Below are 18,537 nucleotides of genomic sequence, written 5' to 3'. Positions count from 1 at the left end.
GTGTGTGGCGTCGCGGCGACCATCTGCGAAGCTGTGCGGGTGGGAGAACTCATCGTCCGGTTGGTGACGGGTGTGCGCGAGTGGGTCCTCGACGACGATCCGCGGATCGTTCCGGCTGGTCAGGTGATCCTCGCGGTGGCGGGGTCCGGCGCGAAGACGGTCTCGCTCGATGGCAAACGGATGCGGCTGTCCGGGGGATTGCTCAGTGTGGACCTCACTCGGTCCACCGGGTATCACCGGCTGGACGTCGACGGGCGGACCTTCTGGTTCGGGACGCAGGACGCCAAGCTGCGCTTGGCCGGGATCGAAAGCATGCTCAACGAGCTCGGCAGCCTGGGAACCGGGTGGGGCGGTCAGGTCCTGTTTTCTGACGGGCAGGGGCTCCGAGATGCACATGTCGTCTACGGATGGCTCGACGAATGGGCGGAGTTTGCGCTCACGGCGATTGCCGAGGTCCTCGCCTCCCCCCGGCCGCGAAGTACGCGTTCGACCGCGTTGAGTCGGCGCGGCGGCGCGGGCGTGCTCCGGGCGCCGACACTGCGGTTGTTGAGATCAGCGCCGCGCCAGTATCTGTCGCCGAATCCTGAAGGTGCATTGACGATGTCGGACGGGTCCCGCTACGACCCGCTTCGTGTCGTCGTGCAGAAGAGATCGAGCACCCTCGACACGATCGCGAACCGACGCGCGGTCTCACTGTTGCCGTGGCTGATTCGCCTGACCAGGGAAGTACTCGACAGCGGTCCTTCCGAGGGGGCGAAGACCCGATGCCGCCTGTGGCTCAATCAAGCCGAAACTCTTGCCCGGAGGCCGCTCGCTCAGGCGCTTCGGACGAACAGGCAGGGTCCTGGACAACCACGCCAGGCGGAGGAATCGACCGAAGCGGCCTATCGGAAAACGTACTCCCTCGCATCGGACATACGCCGGCTGTTCGGCTGGTCCGCATCCACTCAACCGCTCCCTCGCTACAGCTACGTCGATCGATCGGATCAGATCTACCAGGCATACTCGGCGTCGCGTCTCGCGAGGGAGTTGGGGCTCCGCCAGACTCATCCCATCCTCGGGATGGAACCTCTTGCCTTCACCGGTGAGGACTTCGACCTGTACTACGACGTGGTACCTCCGGGATCTGTCCTGCGGTCATGGCGGGCCTCCAGCGAGCGTCCGGACGATTCGAGGCCCGATCTCGTACTCCACGAGAGGGCCTCGGGCCGGGTGGCCATTCTCGATGCGAAGTACCGGGTGGCCCGAGACGGGGGTGCATCCGAGGACAGCCGCAAAGAGGTGACCTCGTACCTGGGTTTGTACGGGGTGCCGGCGATCTCCATCTTGTTTCCAGGCGGCGGCAGCCCGACCACGGTCAACGGGCACGGTCTGTCGATTCACGAGATCCCGCTCCGGCCCGGTTCTGAACTGCAGGAAGCGATCCCGTTGATCATCGACTCACTGAGTCACCCGCCGTACTAGAGCAGCGGGAGCAGCTCATCGGAGGGACCATCCATCATACGATCGATCATGCTCGCGATCTCAGCGGCATTGGGCAACTGCGCGCAGACTTCACGCAGTTCCTCGATGTCGGCGTGGGTCCCCCGAACCTGATGAATGAGCTTGTCGGCAACGGCTTCACCGAGCGCGAGCAGTTCGGCGTCGGCGTCGCGTTCGGCGTGCGCGATCGACAGAACGACGTCACGCAGAAGGCCCATCGTGAACCAGGAGCGCCCTGCCGACGTGCGAAGAAGCGCACCGCTGACCGCGACCAGCATGTCCTTGGCGTGATCCGAGATGTCGGCGAGCGTGGTCACGGTGCCGAGTGCAGCGCCGCGCAGGCTGTCGAACTGTGACGGGCGCGATTGCGCGCGTCTGCTGTCGACCCGGGCGGCTTCGACCGCGACCAGATTCTCGACCAGGCTCAGCACGGCGTTGTCGGGATCTTCGTCGAATCGGTCTCCCAGCACGTTGGGCATGGTGACGATGGTCGACCGTCGTTTCGTCGGTGAGCTGACCCGAGTGCGTGTTTCGGGCTCGTCTCGGTAGGAGTTGCAGGTGGCGAGGACGAAAGTGTCCACCGGCAGCTTCCCGAGGGTGCCACCAGGGAGTTGGACCTGCCGTGTCTGCTCTTGGGTGGCCACCAACACCGATGCCAGGTAGGTCTCGATAGCCGCCAGGTTGAACTCTTCGAGTACGACGACCCTGGCCTCCAGTGGGTTCTCCGTCATGAGGACCTCTTGCGCGAACTGGCGCAGTTCCGGCGTCCCGTCCAGTCGCTCGTAGCCGATGAACTCGGTTTCGTCGAAATCGGCGCGCACAGCTACCGTGATCGGAGTGTCCAATCCCAGCACGTCGGACATCGCGAGACCCAGCAGGGTCGCGAACAGTGTCTTCCCGGTACCCGGCTGGCCGACGAGGATCACGAGGTCTCCCCGAAGCCAGGCGGTGAGCACCCGCCGCACCAAGCCGGGCGGGAGTTGGTAGCCACCGGTGACGAGACGGACTTCCAGCTGGGATACGAGTTCGGGGAGTCCCATACCGACTGTGGGCGCGGGGGGAAGGCTGCCCAGTACCTCCAGGGTGTCTTCGCCAATCGGCTCGGACTCGAAGGGGTGCTGGCGGTAGTCGTCCGGGATGTCGGCGGAGTAGAGAGTGCCAACCAGGTCGCCGGTATCCGCTCGGAACTCGTGTCGGAACCAGGCTAGGAGTCGGTCGATGTCCTCGGCGGAATCATCGAGGCCGGCGGTGACCTCTGCACCGAGGTTGCCGACGTCGAGGTCGCGGCCGAACCAGAGGGCCAGATCGACCAGACGGACCTGTGACTGGCCGGCTTCGGTGGTCAAGATGTGACCGGCGTCAGCGGTAATCCGCCAGATGTCACGTCGGGTACCCGCACTCGCCGACTTCTCCTGCAGCAGGACCCGGCCCCTGCCGTTCCAGTCGGTCCGCAACCGTTGCAGTCCGCCACCCGGGTACTTCTTCTTTTGCCAGGCAGCTTTTGACGACCAGGGGGCGCGATAGGGCCTGTCCGGCTCGGGTGGGCGGGGCAGCACGAAGTACTCCTCGAGCAGGGCAGACTCGTCGCTGGACCCGAACTCGACTCCCTCGGTGACCGGATCTCGTCCAGCGACGCGGGCGGCGCGCAGCAGGGCAGGAAATGTCACGACGGCGAACGGATAGGCGCCGTCGAGAGCGTCGACGGCGCTGAGCACGAGGGCGGCGGGCGCATAGGGCACCCGCCGACCCTACCGGTGGCCGTCTAGACCAGACGGGGCTGGGCGTTCTCCATGTTGTCTGCGACAAGTGAGCAGAAGTCCGGGTTGAGTTCGACACCGATCGACGATCGGCCCATGTCGTCGGCCACATACATCGTGGTACCGCCGCCGAGGAACGGATCGAGCACCACTCCCCCCTCGGGGCAGCCGGAATTGATGCACCGCTCGACGAGCTTGCGCGGGTAGGGCGCATAATGCGTCCCCCGGGCCAGTGATCGGCGGTCCGGTTCGATGAACCACACGTCCTCTTCCCCCTCGAGGCCCTCTCGGTTGAAGAAATACCGCGGAGACTTCGAGAACAGGAAGATGTGCTCGTACTTACGCCACGGCCGATCCTTGCTGGTCGGCTCGGGGATAGCACTCTTACGGACCCAGATGATGGTGCTCCGCAGCGTCCAGCCGTCTTCCTGCAGAGCCAGCGCCACACGCCATGGGATGCCGATCAGAGACTTCCGCGGCAACCCGAGACCGGGACCGTCGACCGCCCTGAGTCCTGGAAGGCGACGACTACGGTGCTTGCTGTCCTGGCCGTGGGGACGGCCTTTTGCGCTGTAGTAGGTGTCGCCCAGGTTGAGGAACACCGTTCCGCTGTCCTTGAGCGCGGGGCGGAGGGCGGCAAAAGCTTCGCGCAGATTGTCCACAAAACCGTCGATGCTGGGCTCAAGCCCGAATTGGCCGGCGACCTCGTAGTCGCGCTGCCAGTAGTACGGCGGCGAGGTCACCACACAATCCACCGACGCCGGTGTCAGATCCTGAAGAGCGACTCGACAGTCCCCTTGCAGCACCTGCCAGCTGGTTCCGTTGGGACGCTCACCAGCTGCGAACGGCTCGCTCACTGTTTCATCACTCAAGGTTGTCATCAGGTCTGGAATGCTCGCAGAAGGCACCGACATAAGCCAAAGTGTAAGACATCTCCGACGGTGCCGTGGGAGGCACCCCCGGCGTGTCCCGGGGGACGCTTCACCGCTTCTGCGCCGTCCGCAATAACCTAGTGAATGTGAACGACGAGGACCGCGGCAGCTTGCGCGAGCTCGCCCGATACCTTGTCGGGCCGGCCGAGATCTCCGCATTGCTCAACGTGGAGGCCAACACCGTCAACGTGTGGAAAGTCCGGCATGCAGAATTCCCCAAACCCGTGAAGCGTCTGCGCTCCGGGGATCTGTGGGATGTTCGCGAGATCGCAGCGTGGGCCGCCGCTACCGGCCGGCCGGCGTCGAAATCCCTCGAGCACCATGCCGTACGGGGAGCACCGAGCCAGTAGGTAGAGTTCCGCGGGCAATGACGACCAGATCGACGCCGTGCGCCCCGACCAGAGAATTTTCAGTTAAGGACACCCGACACGACACTGCTGCGCGAGCTGCCGATCTGGGGGCCCGCCCCGGACTCCCTCCACACCTCAGGCATGCGAGACGCACTGTCCACTCGTCTGCAGCCCCTGGCCGCAGACCGTGAATGATCAGAGCGCAAGCGCGCCCCTCGATCCTGCCGTGATCGGTCCGGTGGTCTTCGCCGAGAGCTCCCTGGCCTCGCGCGTCAGATTTCATCAAGCGTGGTACCGCGCGGCGGTACTGAGGATCGAGTCATACGGCTCATCGCCGTCACCGAAGGGACCGATCGCCCGAGGAAGCGTCCTGCCTGTAGCTGACGCGCAGGCCGGTAAGAATTTCATATCGAAGAATGTCTTCGACACCTACCTCGCACGCCGGGCGCAAGGGTGGGGAGTGGATCCAGTACGTTGCACGTCATTCATGACGTCGAGCCAAACGCTCACCTTCAATGTCTTCGGCCCTCTCCTCTCGAATTCTGCCTGGTTCTGCCGGGTACTCAGCACCGTTCTCGACATGGACGTGCACGGAATCGATCGCGCTGAGATCGAGTACGCACCCGCCCGGCCATCGCTCGCCCTCGGCGACAAAACCCGGCTCGACCTGTGGATGCTGCTACAAACCGACATCGGAACACTTTCTCTAGCAGTCGAAGTCAAGTACGTCGACCGATTCAACAGCCGGTACCTACCGGTTTGGACGAATACCCGATATCAACGACTTCTCGAAGAAAAGGGGGCGTACTGGGACTTCACCGAACCGGTCACACGGAGCCGGACGATCAACCAGCTACTTCGGTGCCACGCACTCTCGGTGTTCCTGAGTCCCTCTGCGGACGCTCCACCAGCTCACCTTCTCGTGCTCCATCATCCCGACGACCAGTCCGCGCAGAAGGTCGTTGACGAGTACGTCACAGCTACCAAGCCGCACAGCTCCGTCCTCCGCACTACGATCAACACCCTGTTCGACGTCATGCTCGATTGCGCCGAGACGACTGATCAACGCATCACAGCCCACCTGCTGTTCGACCGCTACGTCAAACACGACCTGAGTGAAGCGAGCTGGCAACTGTCAAACACCAGGCAGTGAGTTTCGTCAAGTGTTTGTCCCCGATGATCGACAGAGGGAAGATCAACCCAACTGAGACCATTTCAGATGACCACACCCCCGAAAGTCACCGAAACTGACACCCCAAGTCGACGTTGAGGGGCAGGCATTCGGACCTGGAAGGAACATGCCACCTCAGTCGACTTGTGAAATCCGGGCACCTACACCGAATCTGCGACCCGCATCGTGATCGGGGTCACACGCCAGGCTCGTCGTCGCCTCGTTCACGCCGACACCCCACCTGCTCCTTGGCGATCCGGCGCTGCTCCTCGGCCCGTTCACAACACCGGCGCAACACTCCTCATCCGATTCGGACTGCTGGCCGATCTACCGACCAGGCGGTCGTAATCCGGGAACCCCGACCCCGCACCCCTGGCGCGATACCGCCCGCTGGTGTCAGTCGACGCACCCACAGTCCGGGTCGTCGTCGGCGCACCCGTTGGGGCCGTCAGGCCGGTGGTATGTGTGGGTCGGTAGTGCTCGAAGAGACCCTCCTCGCCGGCGTCCGCCGTAGGAGGAGGCGATCCGGTCTTGCCGCGGTCACGTTGCCCCGCGGCCACGTTGTGGTCCCAGTAGCTACGACTTCGTGGCGTTCGTGCGTCCTTCATCGGGGTCCCCCAAGTTGTTTCACCCGGGTCACCCACGCGGCCGCGAAGGACCCTGTGGTGGTCTTCGCACGCCCCCGACCACGTGCGAAGACACTCGTCAGTGTGCGGGTACGCCGACCGGACACCGCACCGGGACTCATCGTCCCACCGGTTCTGTGACGGCGTCGACCCTTAACCGGACTGCCACGACGCCCACCCTCCCGAGGCCCAGAAACGGACGAACCGCTAGACGGCGCCGGAAACCGCGGCTCTGCTGCGCGCCGCCCGCACCTCACCGATGCGGTGGTGCCGGTCTGCGGGCATCACCCCGGGCAGCACCATCATCCACATCTCGTCGACCCGCTGCTCGAGATCGGCCCGGTGCGCCAACACCTGCGAAACCGTCTGCACCCCGGTGAACGCCCCGATCACGAACCGCGCGAACACCGACGGATCGAGGTCCGGCCGCAGATCCCCCTCCGACACCGCACGCACCGCCAACCCCTGGCAGGCGGCGATCCAATCCAGATACGGCCCCGCCGGTCCCCTGTCGTCGGCGCTGAGTTCGAGGGTGATCCGGATCCCCGCCCGCACAATCGGATCCTCCACGATCTGCCGGGCCATCTCATGACACAACATCACGATCTGCTCGAGCGCCGACACCGGTTCACCGCCGATCGCCTCCACCGCAGAAATCGAGATCCGATGCTGCTCCGCGATCACGAACCGGGCCAGGTCCTCCTTCGAGCTGAAGTGGAAGTACAACGCACCCTTCGTCATCCCCGCCGCATCGGTGATCTCCGAAAGCCTCGCGCCTTCGTACCCGAACCGGTCGAAAACCTCCGCCGCCCCACGGACGATCTGCGCCCGCGTTGCGAGAGCGCGTGGCTGCTGAGCCATGGCATCTCCTTCCCCGCCTTGGCCAGGTGAACCGAGGAGCCGCACCCGACCATGAATGCCGGAAACAATACCCGGCCGGCCTGTCCGGGCAGCTCATGAAGCTTGGGTGGTCAGAGCAGGATCTGCTCGAGACGGTCGAGCGCGGGTTCCGGCGAGGTGCACCGTCCAGACTGCGTCTCGGACAGCCCGAACTGGGTGACCGCGCAGGCCACGATCACGGCGGTCACCACCGCGTTCTCCAGTGGTGGTCCCCATCCGAGAGATGCCCCAGCCGATTCGGCTGAGGTATCTCCGGCGCGGTCTCCACGTCGGGAGGGAGGCGGCACTACGGGCGTCCGGGGAAGGTGCACGCTGCCCTTCAGCAGATCACAGCGTTCCCCACCGGTCTCAGCGCCAGCACCCGGGATCGGGCGGCCAGGTAGTCGCCGATCAGGTCGAGCAGCTCCGCGTCCGGGTGGACCATCTCGGGCAGGTCCTTCGCCTTCACGATGTGATCGTCGATCATGCTCACCGGCTGCCGCAGTGACCCGATCACCTCGTCGGTGAGCGGGTCCGCCTCGAGCCTGTCGATCAGATACCGAATCGACGAGGCGAGACCCGCCTTCGGGTTGCGGGTGGTGTTCTCTCCTCTGCGGGCCGCGGCCATCTGCCACCACTGATCCAACTCGGCCAGTACCGCAGGGGCCTCGGCCGCGATACGCGGTGCCCGGTCGACCGCGTCCGGGTCGGTGATCGCACCGCCCGGCCCGCCGGCCCGGTTCAGAATCTGCTCGAGCTGGTAGTTGGCGAGATCATCGCGCCGGCTCCACCAGAACGAGACAATGATCAGTACCTGGCTCGCCGATCTAGTCTCCCCTGTCGTGTTCATCCCCGCCCCCCTACTTCCGTTCTGCGATCCTGGAGTATCTCGCCACAACGCCCGATACCGCGGACTGGACACGGTGTTACGTCCACGACCTTTGTGTACGAGCGCTGTACTGCCGTGTTTAGGTGCTCCGAGATATCTGAGTGCTGTGGGTGGCCGCGCACATCGGGCACCAGCACACGCCGTCGACGACCCACCCGTTGATCCGGGCCAGAATCGACGTCGTCTAGCGACTTGCCGCCGCGGCATCGAAACGGTGCTCGCACAGATTGGTACTGTCAGTCTGACGTTCGAGTTGACAGAGCCAGATGGGCTTAGCTAATTGGCGTTTTCAAATGGCGTTTCCATATGGATCGCGCCCCCCGGTGATCGTTCTCCGGCAACCATCTCGACAGGAATGGCGGCCTCCAATCGGGCGAGATCACCTGCGCTCAGCTCAAGCTGACTCGCCGCGACGTTTTCCAGCAAGTGCTTACTACTGGTAGTGCCTGGGATCGGAACGGTGTCGCTGCCTCGGGACATAACCCACGCCAACGCGAGTTGTGCGGGACGACTGCCTACCTCTGCCGCGAAATCCTGCAAGGCGCGTAGAAGCGCTGCATTCTGGCGACCGTTAGCGCCAGCGAATCTGGGATGATTCTTGCGGAAGTCCCCGCTGGCAAGCCTTTCCACTGGACTGACAGCACCGGTGAGGAACCCCCGACCAAGCGGACTATAAGCGACGATGCCAATCCCCAGTTCCCGAGCAACTGGCAGAACGACGGTTTCGATGTCGCGTGCCCACAAGGACCACTCCGTCTGCAACACACTGATGGGATGGACGACCGAAGCCCGTCTGAGCGTATTCGGTCCCGCCTCCGACAAGCCAAGGAATCGGACCTTTCCGGCAGCGACCAGCTCAGCCATGGCTCCAACTGTTTCCTCGATCGGTACGCGCGGGTCAGGCCGGTGCTGGTAATAGACATCCACGTAATCGACTCCAAGACGACGTAGAGAAGCGTTACAGGCCTCGTGAACGTACTCCGGACGGCCGTCGATAACGAAGTCACCTTCGGCCGAAGTCCGGAGGCCAAATTTCGTCGCAACAACGACCTCGTCTCGTCGGCCGGCAATTGCAGTTCCTACTGCCTGTTCATTCGTAAATGGGCCATACACGTCAGACGTGTCTAAGAAGGTAACTCCCCAGTCGATAGCTTGCCGGATCGTGGCCACAGCCTCACGCTCGTCGACTGGGCCGTAGCATCCACTAAGTCCCATGCAGCCGAGGCCGAGTGTGGAAACCTGCAGGCCTTCCGCCCCCAAGACACGATTCGATGACAGGGGGGATTGCCGACGGTTGGCGGTCACCACGGTACTGGACCTTCCTCACCAAAGAACCCGCCGGTCGGACCGTCTTCACCAAGCGTCGCGAGTGACACCACTACGGCAGCGCCCTGCTCTACACTTCTTGTTCCCGTATGCCCATTGAGGTCAGTCGATACATAACCCGGGTCAGCAGAGTTAATCTTGATGGGGTGGTTGCGAAGTTCGGCCGCATACTGTGCCGTCAACGCATTCAGTGCGGTTTTCGAAGTGTTGTAGCCCAGCAGAGTTGGTATACCTAGGTTGGGTGAATTCCTGCCACTGAGTTCGAGCGATCCTAGAAAGCTTGAGACATTCACTACTCGTCCCGCTGAGGATCGCAGCAAGAGAGGCAGGAATCCGTTGGTCACCCGTAGCGCTCCGAATACGTTGGTTTCGTATGTCGTTCGCACTTCGTCGACGACCGCCGTCGCTGCAGTGATGTTACGTTCGGCGATGACACCAGCGTTGTTGACCAGGATGTCCAGGCTGCCGAACGTCTCGTCGACCGTGCGCGTCGCCGCTGAAATCTGGTCGTCATCCGTCACGTCCAACTGAATGAAGCGAACGTCGCCGTAAGCAGCCAGTTCTTCCGCCGCCTCTCTTCCCCGGCTTTCCTCGCGGGCACCGAGCAGTACCGTCATTCCCATAGCGGCGAACTGCCGAGCGGTCTCTCTGCCGATGCCCCTGTTTCCGCCCGTAACAAGCGCTAGAGTCGACTTATTCTCCATCGCAACACCTTCTGCTGCAGTCAAGCCTCTTTCCTTTCTTCGATTTGATGCCCGGGTGGGGTGCCCCAATAGTTCAACAGCCGACGGTAAATTGTCTCGTCGACCACGGCAACCAACTCACCCGCGGTGGTAAGCGTTGCCTTCACCCGAAGCGCCTGCTGCCCTTGACAATCTTCTTCTGCTGTCGGCGTAACGGCCCGGGTGTGACGACGCAGTCGGTACTCGCCTAGCACAACCCCCAGCGGTATCTTTCCCTGACGCAACGCCTCCTGTGCGCTCGGGCTCAATCTACGCTCCACCACAGTGGCTCGTACGTCAGCAACCACGATTGGAGAACCCGGCGACGTCACCTGCAGGAGTCCATGCCGATGGAGGGCAACACTATCGATTGGGATGTCCAACGCCGTCGCGTGTTCTTCCGTCACTGTTCTGCGACTCTGAGAGAGCAGGACATACTCCACTGGACACTGCAGCCAGCGTGACACTATCTGTGTGAAATTGTCGGTGTCACGTGCCCATAAGGAGATTGTCCGGACCGCCTGGTCTAGGTCCTGGGCGTCGTCGATGTCGCGGCTATCCATGTGAGTCACGATCCTGGCAGTCGAACCGACTGCCCATGCCTAAAGATGTTTAATGGATCCCACCTCGCTTTTGCCTGCTGCAGGCGCGGATAGTTGGCACCAAAGTACAGCTCCCACCATGGGCTGCTGGATCGGTTGAACTCCGGAGAATTGAGGTCAATGTCTGCGTAGTTGATGTAGCACCCATCGGTGACTTCGTTCGAGACTGGAACTCCGCCGGTGGCGGCGTATACATCCTGATACATGTCCCGCAGCCACTTGATGTTTGCCGTGTCCTGACCGGGGTCGGACCAGTACGCTTGATAAAGCAGCTTGATGATGGAGTCGCGGTGTGGTGTCGCTGTATCCGCCGACTCTATTGTGTTCACCTTTCCTCCGTAGGAGCTGGCGACCACCATCGCATTTGGGTTCACGAAGTCGGTGCGGGTTAGGTGGCGGAACAGCGCTTCGATGTGGGTATCGGGGAAGCCCTTTCTGAGATACGCGGACTTGAAGTCGCCCCGCATCGCGGGATTGGTCAGCGTCGGATTGGTGACGCCGAGAAGCCGTGTGGCCTGCAACCACGGAATCCGTTGCGCGGTAAAATGATCTTGCATTGGTGCGAATTCGCCCATCGGCCGGTCCATTGGACGCGCCACAGCACTCACCTCTCCCGTCACCTCCGCGACAAAGCGCTGTAGCAAATCGAGTGCGCCGGGTAGGGTGGCATCCATTTGCGTCATTAGGCTGAGCTGGCCATTCGATTGGTGCCCCAGCGCCAAGAACGACATCAGCGAGTCGTACTTACCACCGTGAGCACTGTTCGCCTCATGCCAGCGGCCGTAGTTGCGAACCAGCGCGGTGAAGTCGGGCTGACTCATCTGTGCCCAGGGCAACGCAAGAACATGGAGGTAGACCTCGGCGGGCGGTTTCGGGAGCAAGGTGTCCGGGGTCCCATGGGAGCCCGGCGCGCGAAACCAGTACTTCGTTACCACGCCGAAGCTTCCGCCGCCGCCCCCAGTGTGTGCCCACCATAAATCACGGGTGGGGTCTCGGGGAGCGTTGGTCGAGACGATGGCGCGCGCTACTTGGTCGGCGCCTACGGTAACAACTTCGACTGCGCAGAGGTGGTCAACTGTGAGACCGAATTCGCGGCACAATAGTCCCCAGCCGCCGCCACTGATGTGACCACCCATTCCGACCGAGTAGCACATTCCGGCCGGGATCGTGACCCCCCACTTCCGGTATAGGGTCTCCACGACATTTAGGACAGTCGCTCCGGGCTCTACGTAAAAGGCGTCTCGCTTCTCGTCGAAGCCGACCGACTCCATTCCGGACAGATCGATAACTACCTGCGTCTCGGCGTTATACACAAAATCCTCGTAGCAGTGACCTCCACTACGCACGGAGATGCGTTTGCCGTTCGAAACAGCCTGTTGCACAGCCTTCACTACCTGGGGAGTCGATTGCGGCAGCACCACTGTCTCCGGCCTACCAACCCAGCGTTGGTTATTGCCGCGTACGAAATCCGGATAGCGCGCTGAGTCATCCGTCAAAACGAGAGCGTCTGAGCTTGTGTCCTCGGCCTGCGCGGGGCCCCCTCCGACCACGGCTCCCGTGCCGAGGGTAGTAAGCAAGCTGCCTAACATGAAGGCCCGCCGGCCCACCCCGCCCTCGGGTTGGTTCACAACTTCGCTTTCTGCGCGATGGCGAAGTTGTGGCGGTTCTCTGCAACCCAACGCTGTGACGTGACGGACCCGCGAGCAGCCCCCGTGAAGTATGGCGCCACGTACCGCGCCATGAGTTCATAGCTGTGCTTGGCTTGTTCCCAGGAAGCCCATTCCTGGGACGTGAGCAGCAGGGTGCCGAACCCGCCGGTGCTGGCTTGGAGTTTCTCGATCGATTCAATGGCGTCATCGACCGATCCGACGATGATGCTTCCGCGTTCGACGAGCGCCTCCACTTCGCGTCCCTCTGGGAGGGTAACCGGCACCCCGATCGTGTCGCGGAAGTATTCGTGCTGCCAGCGAATCACGCCCTCGCGGGCCTGCGCGATTGCCGCTTTCCTGGTCTCCGCGACGTGTGCCGAGATGACCAGACGCCAATCGCGCCGGTCGAGGCGGTGGCCATGCTGGTGGGCCTCATTTTCGGCCAGGGTCCAGAGCGTCGCCAAGGGCGGCGAGTCGGGCCCGTTTGTGGCGAAGGTGAGCGGCGCGATTCCGTGGCGTCCCGCGAGGGTCATGCTGCGCTCAGATCCTGATCCGGCCATCGCCATTGGAAGGCCAGCAGGGTTCCGGGGACGTAGATGCAACTGCGCTTCCCTCAATGTAAACCAGTCGGTGGAGCGGGTCAGCGGTTCCTCGGTGCGGAGCAGGTGCAAGACCGCATCGAGTGACTCTGACATCATGCGGTGTCTATCTGTGGTTTCGATGCCTAGCATGTGCGCGTCGGATGCCAAGACACCTGCGCCTACACCGAACAGCACCCTGCCACGGCTTTGATGGTCGAGTTGGACGATCCTGTTGGCCACCATCAGCGGGTTGTGGTAGGGCAAGCTGACCACTCCCGTTCCCAGAGCGATGCGTTTGGTTCGCTCGGCCGCAGCAGCGATGAGCAGCTCGGGTGAACTGATATTGGCCCATCCGGCGGAGTGGTGCTCGCCCACCCATGCTTCATCGAAACCGATGTCATCGAGTAGCGAGATCAGCTCCAGGTCTCGCCGGAAGGTATCGGCGGGGTCCTGGCCGGGGCGGTGGAATGGCGGCAGGAAGCCACCGAATTTGGTTACCATACTTTGGTCCTCCGTCTTGGAGTTGTCGCGGGCTTTGTCTGCTATCACTCGATGATGCGCAGATCGACACCGATGTTGCCGTCCATCGCCTGGCAGAACGGACAGCGCTTGTAGGCTTCTTCCAGTGCCGCGGAAAGTACGTCGCGGTCGATGGCCGGAGCAGTTACTGCGATACCTGCTGCCAGGCCCAGCGTGCCGGTGCCGTTCTGTCCTAAGTCGATGGACACGCGGACTCGGCTGCCGTCTGGGTCGGCGTCGCGTTCACGGAGGCCTGCGCCGAGCAAGCCATGGAAGCAAATGGACCACGCTGCCGCGAGAAGTTGTTCGGGATTAGTGCCCTCCTGCCCTTCCCACGGGCCTGGCACCGGCGGAATATAGGGCAAGTCGAAATTCCCGTCCTCCGATCGGACGCGCCCAACCCGTGCGTTGTCGGTTGTCGCGACGCCGGTGTACATGATTTGGTCGAGGATTTGCATGGTTTAACCGCCTTTTCAGGAAACGAGGATCGCGAAGTATCGGTCGAGACCGCCGGCCAGGATCGCCAGAGATTGCACGGCAGCGAACGCCTCATCAATGGTTCCCGAGGAGACCCCCGGGATGTTCGAGAACGTGCCTTCATCCGTCTGGCATGTCTGTAGCCACTGGACGACTGCCTTCGGTTCGACTGGCTCACCACCGAGTAGGAACAGCGCTGCCACGGCGTGGTAGGTCGCGATCAGGCTTTCTCTGCTAGCGGTGTCGTGGCGGAAGCCGCCGTTCGGGCCTTGAGTGCCGCGCAGCCAGTCGATTGCGCGGTCACGGTCAGGCAGGTCCAGACCGAAGAGCGCAAGCGTTCCGGCGGCGCGATAGATGGAGTACACATCAGCGGGTGTGCCCACACGCTGCCCGTAGCCGCCGTCGCCGGTGCGCGAACGCAATAGATAGTCCACGCAGGCATCGGTGGAGCGGGGGTCTGCCTTAAGGGTGTGCAGTGCGACTGCCGCGAGGTTGGTGTGGAACAGATCACTGATGAACCCCGGCACTACACCGAAGCCGCCGTCGTCATTCTGGCAGGCTCGCAGGTATTGCACGCACGCGTCGCGGTCGCCGAAATCATTGTCTCCCAGAAGGTCCAAGGCATTGACTGCCAGATAAGTGTTGAGTACATCGGCAGGTCCACCCGGGTATTCACCGAAAGCACCATTGGCGGCCTGTGTAGAACGAAGCCATCCCGCGACGCCTTGTGGGTTGCGCACCGCGCCGCCAAGTACCTTCAGGTTGGCAATTGAGTGGTGGGTACCGAAGACAGACGGTGTGCGGTCGGGTTGGCTGCCCAGCGGGGAGCGTCGGTGTGTCCACCCGAACCCGAGGTGCGGAGTGTATGCGGCGTCGATGACCGCGATGTGCCGTTCCTGGTCCATCAAGGCAGACAGGTCAACCGGCGCCAGGTCTGCGATCGTTGCCACTTGGAGGTCCGAGCGGGGCACTGCCGACAGTGGGATAGGCAATGAACCGGCTGGGGGCAGCTGCGATAGTGGCTCGGCGGGAAGGTCTTCCGCAACGTTGAATGCCCACGCTGCGAGCGCCTGCGACTCCGGGAACTTGTTGTACAGCCGAAGAAAACTACTGGCTCCGAAGTAGGAAATGCCAGCTGTACGCCGCGTGGGCAACATCAGTCGTTCGAATGGGCCGACTGGAGTGCCTGGTGGTGTCCAGAAGTAACCCTCTCCGATGAACACTCCCCCGTGGACGTCGTCGTGCAACTTCCGGAGGTACCCTGCGCCGCGTGCGACTGCCTCGTGCTTCGGACCGTGAACAATCGATGCAGCGAGGACGAGCCATGCGTTCGTTCGGCTCGTTTTTACCGGGATGGCGGCGTTGAGCAGGGTGATGAATTCGCGATGCACGGTGATCTTTCCGTCGAGATCGCAATGGTCCCAATATCCGGCAAACCTTTTGTCCCAGAGATTCTCGTCGATGAACTCCAGCACGGTCCGGGCCCGTTCGGCGAACGATTCGTCGGACAGAATATTCCCCGCCTGCGCAAGTGCAATCGCCATTACTGCTGAGGCTGTGCCGTCAACCTTGGCGTCGACAGCGGGCATTCCATCCGGCCTGAGTTTGCTGGCCACCACCCCCTGGGGTGAGCAGAGCACGTCTCGGATCCGCTCGGCGCGACGGCGCAAGGACTCTTCAGAGCGAAGCTCCCGGCGCACAGCGCAGGCGTGGGCCCACAAACCGAATGCCTGGGCCAGTGCGGTGATCGAGTCGTCGATTACCTTCGAACCGTCGCGTGACACGGTTGCCAGGTAGTCTCCGCTGCCGCTGAGCATCGTGCGGTCGAGCCAGTCGAGTGCTGCGGCTCCAAGTGCGGCAGGTCGGTCGCCATAGTTGGCGGGATCGGCGATGAGGACGGCCACCACGGCGGCGAGCTGTGCTTCGGCTGTCTTGACGTTTCCCAGTTCGTGCGGAATTCCCGAGACCTCTCGAACCTCGATGAAACCACCGTGGGACTGATCGGCGAAACCCACCATGAGCTCGAGGGACGCTGCTGCGCGGTCCGGTTGTGCCGCAAGATCTGCGAGTGCGATCAGCGCGTGGGCATACAGCGTGCGTTCGGAGGTAAGCACCTCGTTGCCTGCGTGGTCCACCGCAGAGGCGTAGTCGCCTCCCCGTGACGCGGTGAATGCGTCGTCCAGGAAATCCCTGATCTGAGGAGAGAGGGAGGGTGACAAGGTTCCTCGATTCATCGGAGTGACAGGACAATCTGTGCGACGCGCTGGGCCCCGTACGGGTCAGGCGCTACCACGCGGTATTTCTCTCGAAGGATTGCGACCGCATTGGGGGAGTTGATCAGTCCTTCAGCTTTGACAGCGAGGTCCACTGCATCGGTACCGAGGTGGGTCACGAATCCGAAGGCAGTCAGCCGCTCGAACGGCTCGATCTCGTGGTACTCACTGTAGGAGCTGAGGACAAAGACAGCGGGAATTCCCAGAGCGCAAATCTCTGTGACCGTGATCCATCCTGGCGGCACCAGCAGTAATGCTGCATCCCGGATCAGCGGCATCCAGTCCGGTAGGTAGTCCAGGCTGTGTACGCCAGGTGGCACATCGATCTTCTCGCGTCCGATAAGAACCATTTCGAGAGCGGGATACCTCCCCCGTAGACGCTCATAGACATCGAGATAGCAGTCGATGAGCGCCTGCTTGTTCTTGAGGTGCATCGTCGTGCCGCCGACTGTGGCCACAATGACTGGGCCCTCGCCGAGGCCAAGCTTTTCTCGTATAGCTTTACCCTCGGCGCGGGCGTCACCGCTTGGCAGTGGACGAATTATCGGCCCAACGAACTGAGCCTTCCCATTTTCCTCGAGTGATCGGAATTCTTTGTCAAGTACGTAATTTGGAAGTGACGGCTTATCGGTAACGACCGCTGCGGCGGTCGATGTGATCAACCTGAAGACTTGATCGAGCGCCGCACGAGCTCGGTCGAGCTCCACGCTGTCAACCTCAGCTCCACCCTTGACGAGCTGATCGTTCGTAACGTTAACCAAAGAGAAGTTGAACCTCTCGGTTACCAGCACATGCGGCAGACCGGCTATGTGAGCGGCGATGCCTGCCACCGGGTTGTAGTCGCTGACAACGATTTCGGTGTCCACATCGCGAAAGTGTCCGAGCATGCGGAGAATTCTGTCGCCATTCAAGAAGGTCGGCACCAGGTAGTTACTGACCATGTTTTCCCAGTCGAGCCGGTCGCTGAGGTGGCTGTGTAGGGCGGTATTGGTGGCCTTGGGCGCGATGTCGACGACCTCCACCTTCGCCTCGGCAAACATCGGCCTGAAGGTGTCCTGCATGGAGCCCAGCAAGACGGTCTGCTCGACCTCCGGTTTCAGTTCCCGCACTTGCGCAGCTATCGCCAACGCTCGCATATTGTGTCCGGTCCCGGTTGGGTTCGGCGCGTAGACGATGGTCATGAGACGACTCCTTCTGCCGGGCGCTCGGTGCGCACGTCAACGATCTTGATCGCGTCGGGCTGAGTGCTGTCACGGAGAACTATCGACCCGGGAGGGATTACTTCGCCATCGGGTACTTGGAGCGGGCCAACGAGCACCGCGTTCGCGCCCACAGAGACACCTGATCCGATGTGGACCGGGGCCGGAGTGAGCGGCAACGTCGACCGCCGATAGTCATGGCTGCTTGAGAGGACCTGGACGCCGGGTCCCATGTGGACGGACGGTCCGGTCGTGATACCTCCGGCGCCCTCTAGGATGGCACCCCGACCAACCGTGGTCGCCTCACCGAGGTAGATTCCGCCAGACGGCCACAGTCCGGGCGAACGCTTGCCGCGGCCGATCAGAATGACATCGTCACAGAGAACGACGCCGGGGCCGCCGGAGATATCTGCATCGATGAGGGTAGCGGCGCCGATACTCCAATTCGATGTCGCTGGTTCGGCACCGTCGATGAGGGAACGCGCCATGAGGCTCGTTACATCGGAATGACCGACCGAACGTGCGAGCGCAAAGCCCAACAGGTGAGCGCTGCGTTGCCGGCGGGCGACAACGTTCAGCAACTCGCGGAATGAAGGCAGTCCGTCCTCGACTGCGACGCGTTGTTTGATTTGACGTGCAGGACTTCCTGCAGCGATTGTGTTCGCGGCGACGTCTGTTTCAACCAACGACCCGGCCGCGACTACTGCACCATCGGCAATGGCGACACCTGGCGCGACTTCTGCACCCGCACCAATCCACACGCCGCTCCCGACATGGCACCGAGGCTCGCGTGGCCGTCCTACTCGGACGCCGGAAGCGATCAGCGTTCCATCAGCAACATCGCATTCTGCGAGCGACGAGCGGAAGCCCACGAAGACATCGGCTCCAACATGTGCGCCTCGTAGGCGAGCCCCCACCCTGATCCAGCTGTTCTCTCCGATGTGCGATGCTGCATCGACCTCAGCCTCGTATTCGACGATTGCCCGGTGGGTGGGTGCAAACAGAGAGCGCATGTAGTCGGCAATTGCGGACATGCAGTATTCCTAACTCCGATTACCGTTATCGGCGTCGCTTGTGACCTGAATTTGAGGACGGATGCCGAC

The 18,537-nt window shown here is 62.4% G+C and carries 15 protein-coding genes; 3 read left to right on the top strand and 12 right to left on the bottom strand.

Going from position 1 to position 18,537, the window contains the following annotated elements:
* Nucleotides 1–39: 39 nt before the first annotated feature.
* Complete coding sequence (locus GO592_RS40315; protein ID WP_007299309.1) at nt 40–1,464, top strand: hypothetical protein; 1,425 nt, start codon at nt 40–42, stop codon at nt 1,462–1,464.
* On the opposite strand, the gene GO592_RS40310 is transcribed toward GO592_RS40315, so the two are convergent.
* A complete protein-coding gene (locus GO592_RS40310) occupies nt 1,461–3,221 on the bottom strand; it encodes an AAA family ATPase (protein WP_007299310.1) in 1,761 nt (586 codons plus the stop codon). The genes GO592_RS40315 and GO592_RS40310 overlap by 4 nt on opposite strands.
* A gap of 23 nt (nt 3,222–3,244) precedes the next feature.
* On the bottom strand, nt 3,245–4,153 hold the full coding sequence (locus GO592_RS40305) for a DNA-methyltransferase (RefSeq protein ID WP_157234301.1): 909 nt from the start codon (nt 4,151–4,153) through the stop codon (nt 3,245–3,247).
* A 104-nt stretch (nt 4,154–4,257) separates the two neighbouring features.
* Between GO592_RS40305 and GO592_RS40300 the strand changes: the two genes are divergently transcribed.
* Together GO592_RS40300 and GO592_RS40295 are read left to right on the top strand one after the other, a co-directional pair.
* Complete coding sequence (locus tag GO592_RS40300; protein WP_157234302.1) at nt 4,258–4,521, top strand: hypothetical protein; 264 nt, start codon at nt 4,258–4,260, stop codon at nt 4,519–4,521.
* A gap of 238 nt (nt 4,522–4,759) precedes the next feature.
* Nucleotides 4,760–5,674 carry a PGN_0703 family putative restriction endonuclease gene (locus GO592_RS40295; RefSeq protein WP_202715244.1) on the top strand — a complete coding sequence of 305 codons (915 nt, stop codon included), beginning with the start codon at nt 4,760–4,762 and terminating at the stop codon, nt 5,672–5,674.
* A gap of 851 nt (nt 5,675–6,525) precedes the next feature.
* On the opposite strand, the gene GO592_RS40290 is transcribed toward GO592_RS40295, so the two are convergent.
* The 10 genes from GO592_RS40290 to GO592_RS40245 form a co-directional block, all read right to left on the bottom strand.
* Entirely contained in the window at nt 6,526–7,179 is a 654-nt protein-coding gene (locus tag GO592_RS40290) for a ScbR family autoregulator-binding transcription factor (protein ID WP_007299314.1), read from the bottom strand.
* Between the two features lie 358 nt (nt 7,180–7,537).
* A complete protein-coding gene (locus GO592_RS40285) occupies nt 7,538–8,047 on the bottom strand; it encodes a hypothetical protein (protein WP_007299315.1) in 510 nt (169 codons plus the stop codon).
* A gap of 315 nt (nt 8,048–8,362) precedes the next feature.
* Entirely contained in the window at nt 8,363–9,391 is a 1,029-nt protein-coding gene (locus tag GO592_RS40280) for an aldo/keto reductase (RefSeq protein WP_007299316.1), read from the bottom strand.
* Nucleotides 9,388–10,116 carry an SDR family oxidoreductase gene (locus tag GO592_RS40275; protein ID WP_082324982.1) on the bottom strand — a complete coding sequence of 243 codons (729 nt, stop codon included), beginning with the start codon at nt 10,114–10,116 and terminating at the stop codon, nt 9,388–9,390. Before GO592_RS40275 ends, GO592_RS40280 begins: the two co-directional genes overlap by 4 nt.
* Nucleotides 10,117–10,702: 586 nt before the next feature.
* The gene (locus tag GO592_RS40270) at nt 10,703–12,232 is read right to left on the bottom strand and encodes an FAD-binding oxidoreductase (protein ID WP_202800418.1); all 1,530 of its coding nucleotides are present in this window, start codon (nt 12,230–12,232) and stop codon (nt 10,703–10,705) included.
* 128 nt (nt 12,233–12,360) lie between these two features.
* On the bottom strand, nt 12,361–13,467 hold the full coding sequence (locus tag GO592_RS40265) for an LLM class flavin-dependent oxidoreductase (RefSeq protein ID WP_039952279.1): 1,107 nt from the start codon (nt 13,465–13,467) through the stop codon (nt 12,361–12,363).
* Between the two features lie 44 nt (nt 13,468–13,511).
* Nucleotides 13,512–13,943, bottom strand: a complete 432-nt coding sequence (locus GO592_RS40260) for an Ohr family peroxiredoxin (protein WP_007299321.1) — start codon at nt 13,941–13,943, stop codon at nt 13,512–13,514.
* Between the two features lie 15 nt (nt 13,944–13,958).
* Nucleotides 13,959–16,196: a prenyltransferase/squalene oxidase repeat-containing protein gene (locus tag GO592_RS40255; RefSeq protein ID WP_082324983.1), complete on the bottom strand. Its 2,238-nt coding sequence runs from the start codon at nt 16,194–16,196 to the stop codon at nt 13,959–13,961.
* Entirely contained in the window at nt 16,193–17,416 is a 1,224-nt protein-coding gene (locus tag GO592_RS40250; RefSeq protein ID WP_007299323.1) for a hypothetical protein, read from the bottom strand. The genes GO592_RS40255 and GO592_RS40250 overlap by 4 nt, the downstream gene beginning before the upstream one ends.
* Nucleotides 17,413–18,468 carry an acyltransferase gene (locus GO592_RS40245; protein ID WP_082324984.1) on the bottom strand — a complete coding sequence of 352 codons (1,056 nt, stop codon included), beginning with the start codon at nt 18,466–18,468 and terminating at the stop codon, nt 17,413–17,415. The genes GO592_RS40250 and GO592_RS40245 overlap by 4 nt, the downstream gene beginning before the upstream one ends.
* Nucleotides 18,469–18,537: the final 69 nt, after the last annotated feature.

The sequence above is a fragment of the Rhodococcus sp. 21391 genome (assembly GCF_016772255.1).
GTDB classification, from domain to species: Bacteria; Actinomycetota; Actinomycetes; order Mycobacteriales; family Mycobacteriaceae; genus Rhodococcus_F; species Rhodococcus_F opacus.
This window is presented reverse-complemented; position numbering and strand designations above follow the sequence as displayed.

Excerpts from the sequence above, each read along its gene's own strand:
- GO592_RS40305 (WP_157234301.1), bottom strand. The coding sequence starts at position 4,153 with ATGTCGGTGCCTTCTGCGAGCATTCCAGACCTGATGACAACCTTGAGT.
- GO592_RS40290 (WP_007299314.1), bottom strand. The coding sequence starts at position 7,179 with ATGGCTCAGCAGCCACGCGCTCTCGCAACGCGGGCGCAGATCGTCCGT.
- GO592_RS40285 (WP_007299315.1), bottom strand. The coding sequence starts at position 8,047 with ATGAACACGACAGGGGAGACTAGATCGGCGAGCCAGGTACTGATCATT.
- GO592_RS40275 (WP_082324982.1), bottom strand. The coding sequence starts at position 10,116 with ATGGAGAATAAGTCGACTCTAGCGCTTGTTACGGGCGGAAACAGGGGC.
- GO592_RS40265 (WP_039952279.1), bottom strand. The coding sequence starts at position 13,467 with ATGGTAACCAAATTCGGTGGCTTCCTGCCGCCATTCCACCGCCCCGGC.
- GO592_RS40260 (WP_007299321.1), bottom strand. The coding sequence starts at position 13,943 with ATGCAAATCCTCGACCAAATCATGTACACCGGCGTCGCGACAACCGAC.
- GO592_RS40255 (WP_082324983.1), bottom strand. The coding sequence starts at position 16,196 with ATGAATCGAGGAACCTTGTCACCCTCCCTCTCTCCTCAGATCAGGGAT.
- GO592_RS40250 (WP_007299323.1), bottom strand. The coding sequence starts at position 17,416 with ATGACCATCGTCTACGCGCCGAACCCAACCGGGACCGGACACAATATG.
- GO592_RS40245 (WP_082324984.1), bottom strand. The coding sequence starts at position 18,468 with ATGTCCGCAATTGCCGACTACATGCGCTCTCTGTTTGCACCCACCCAC.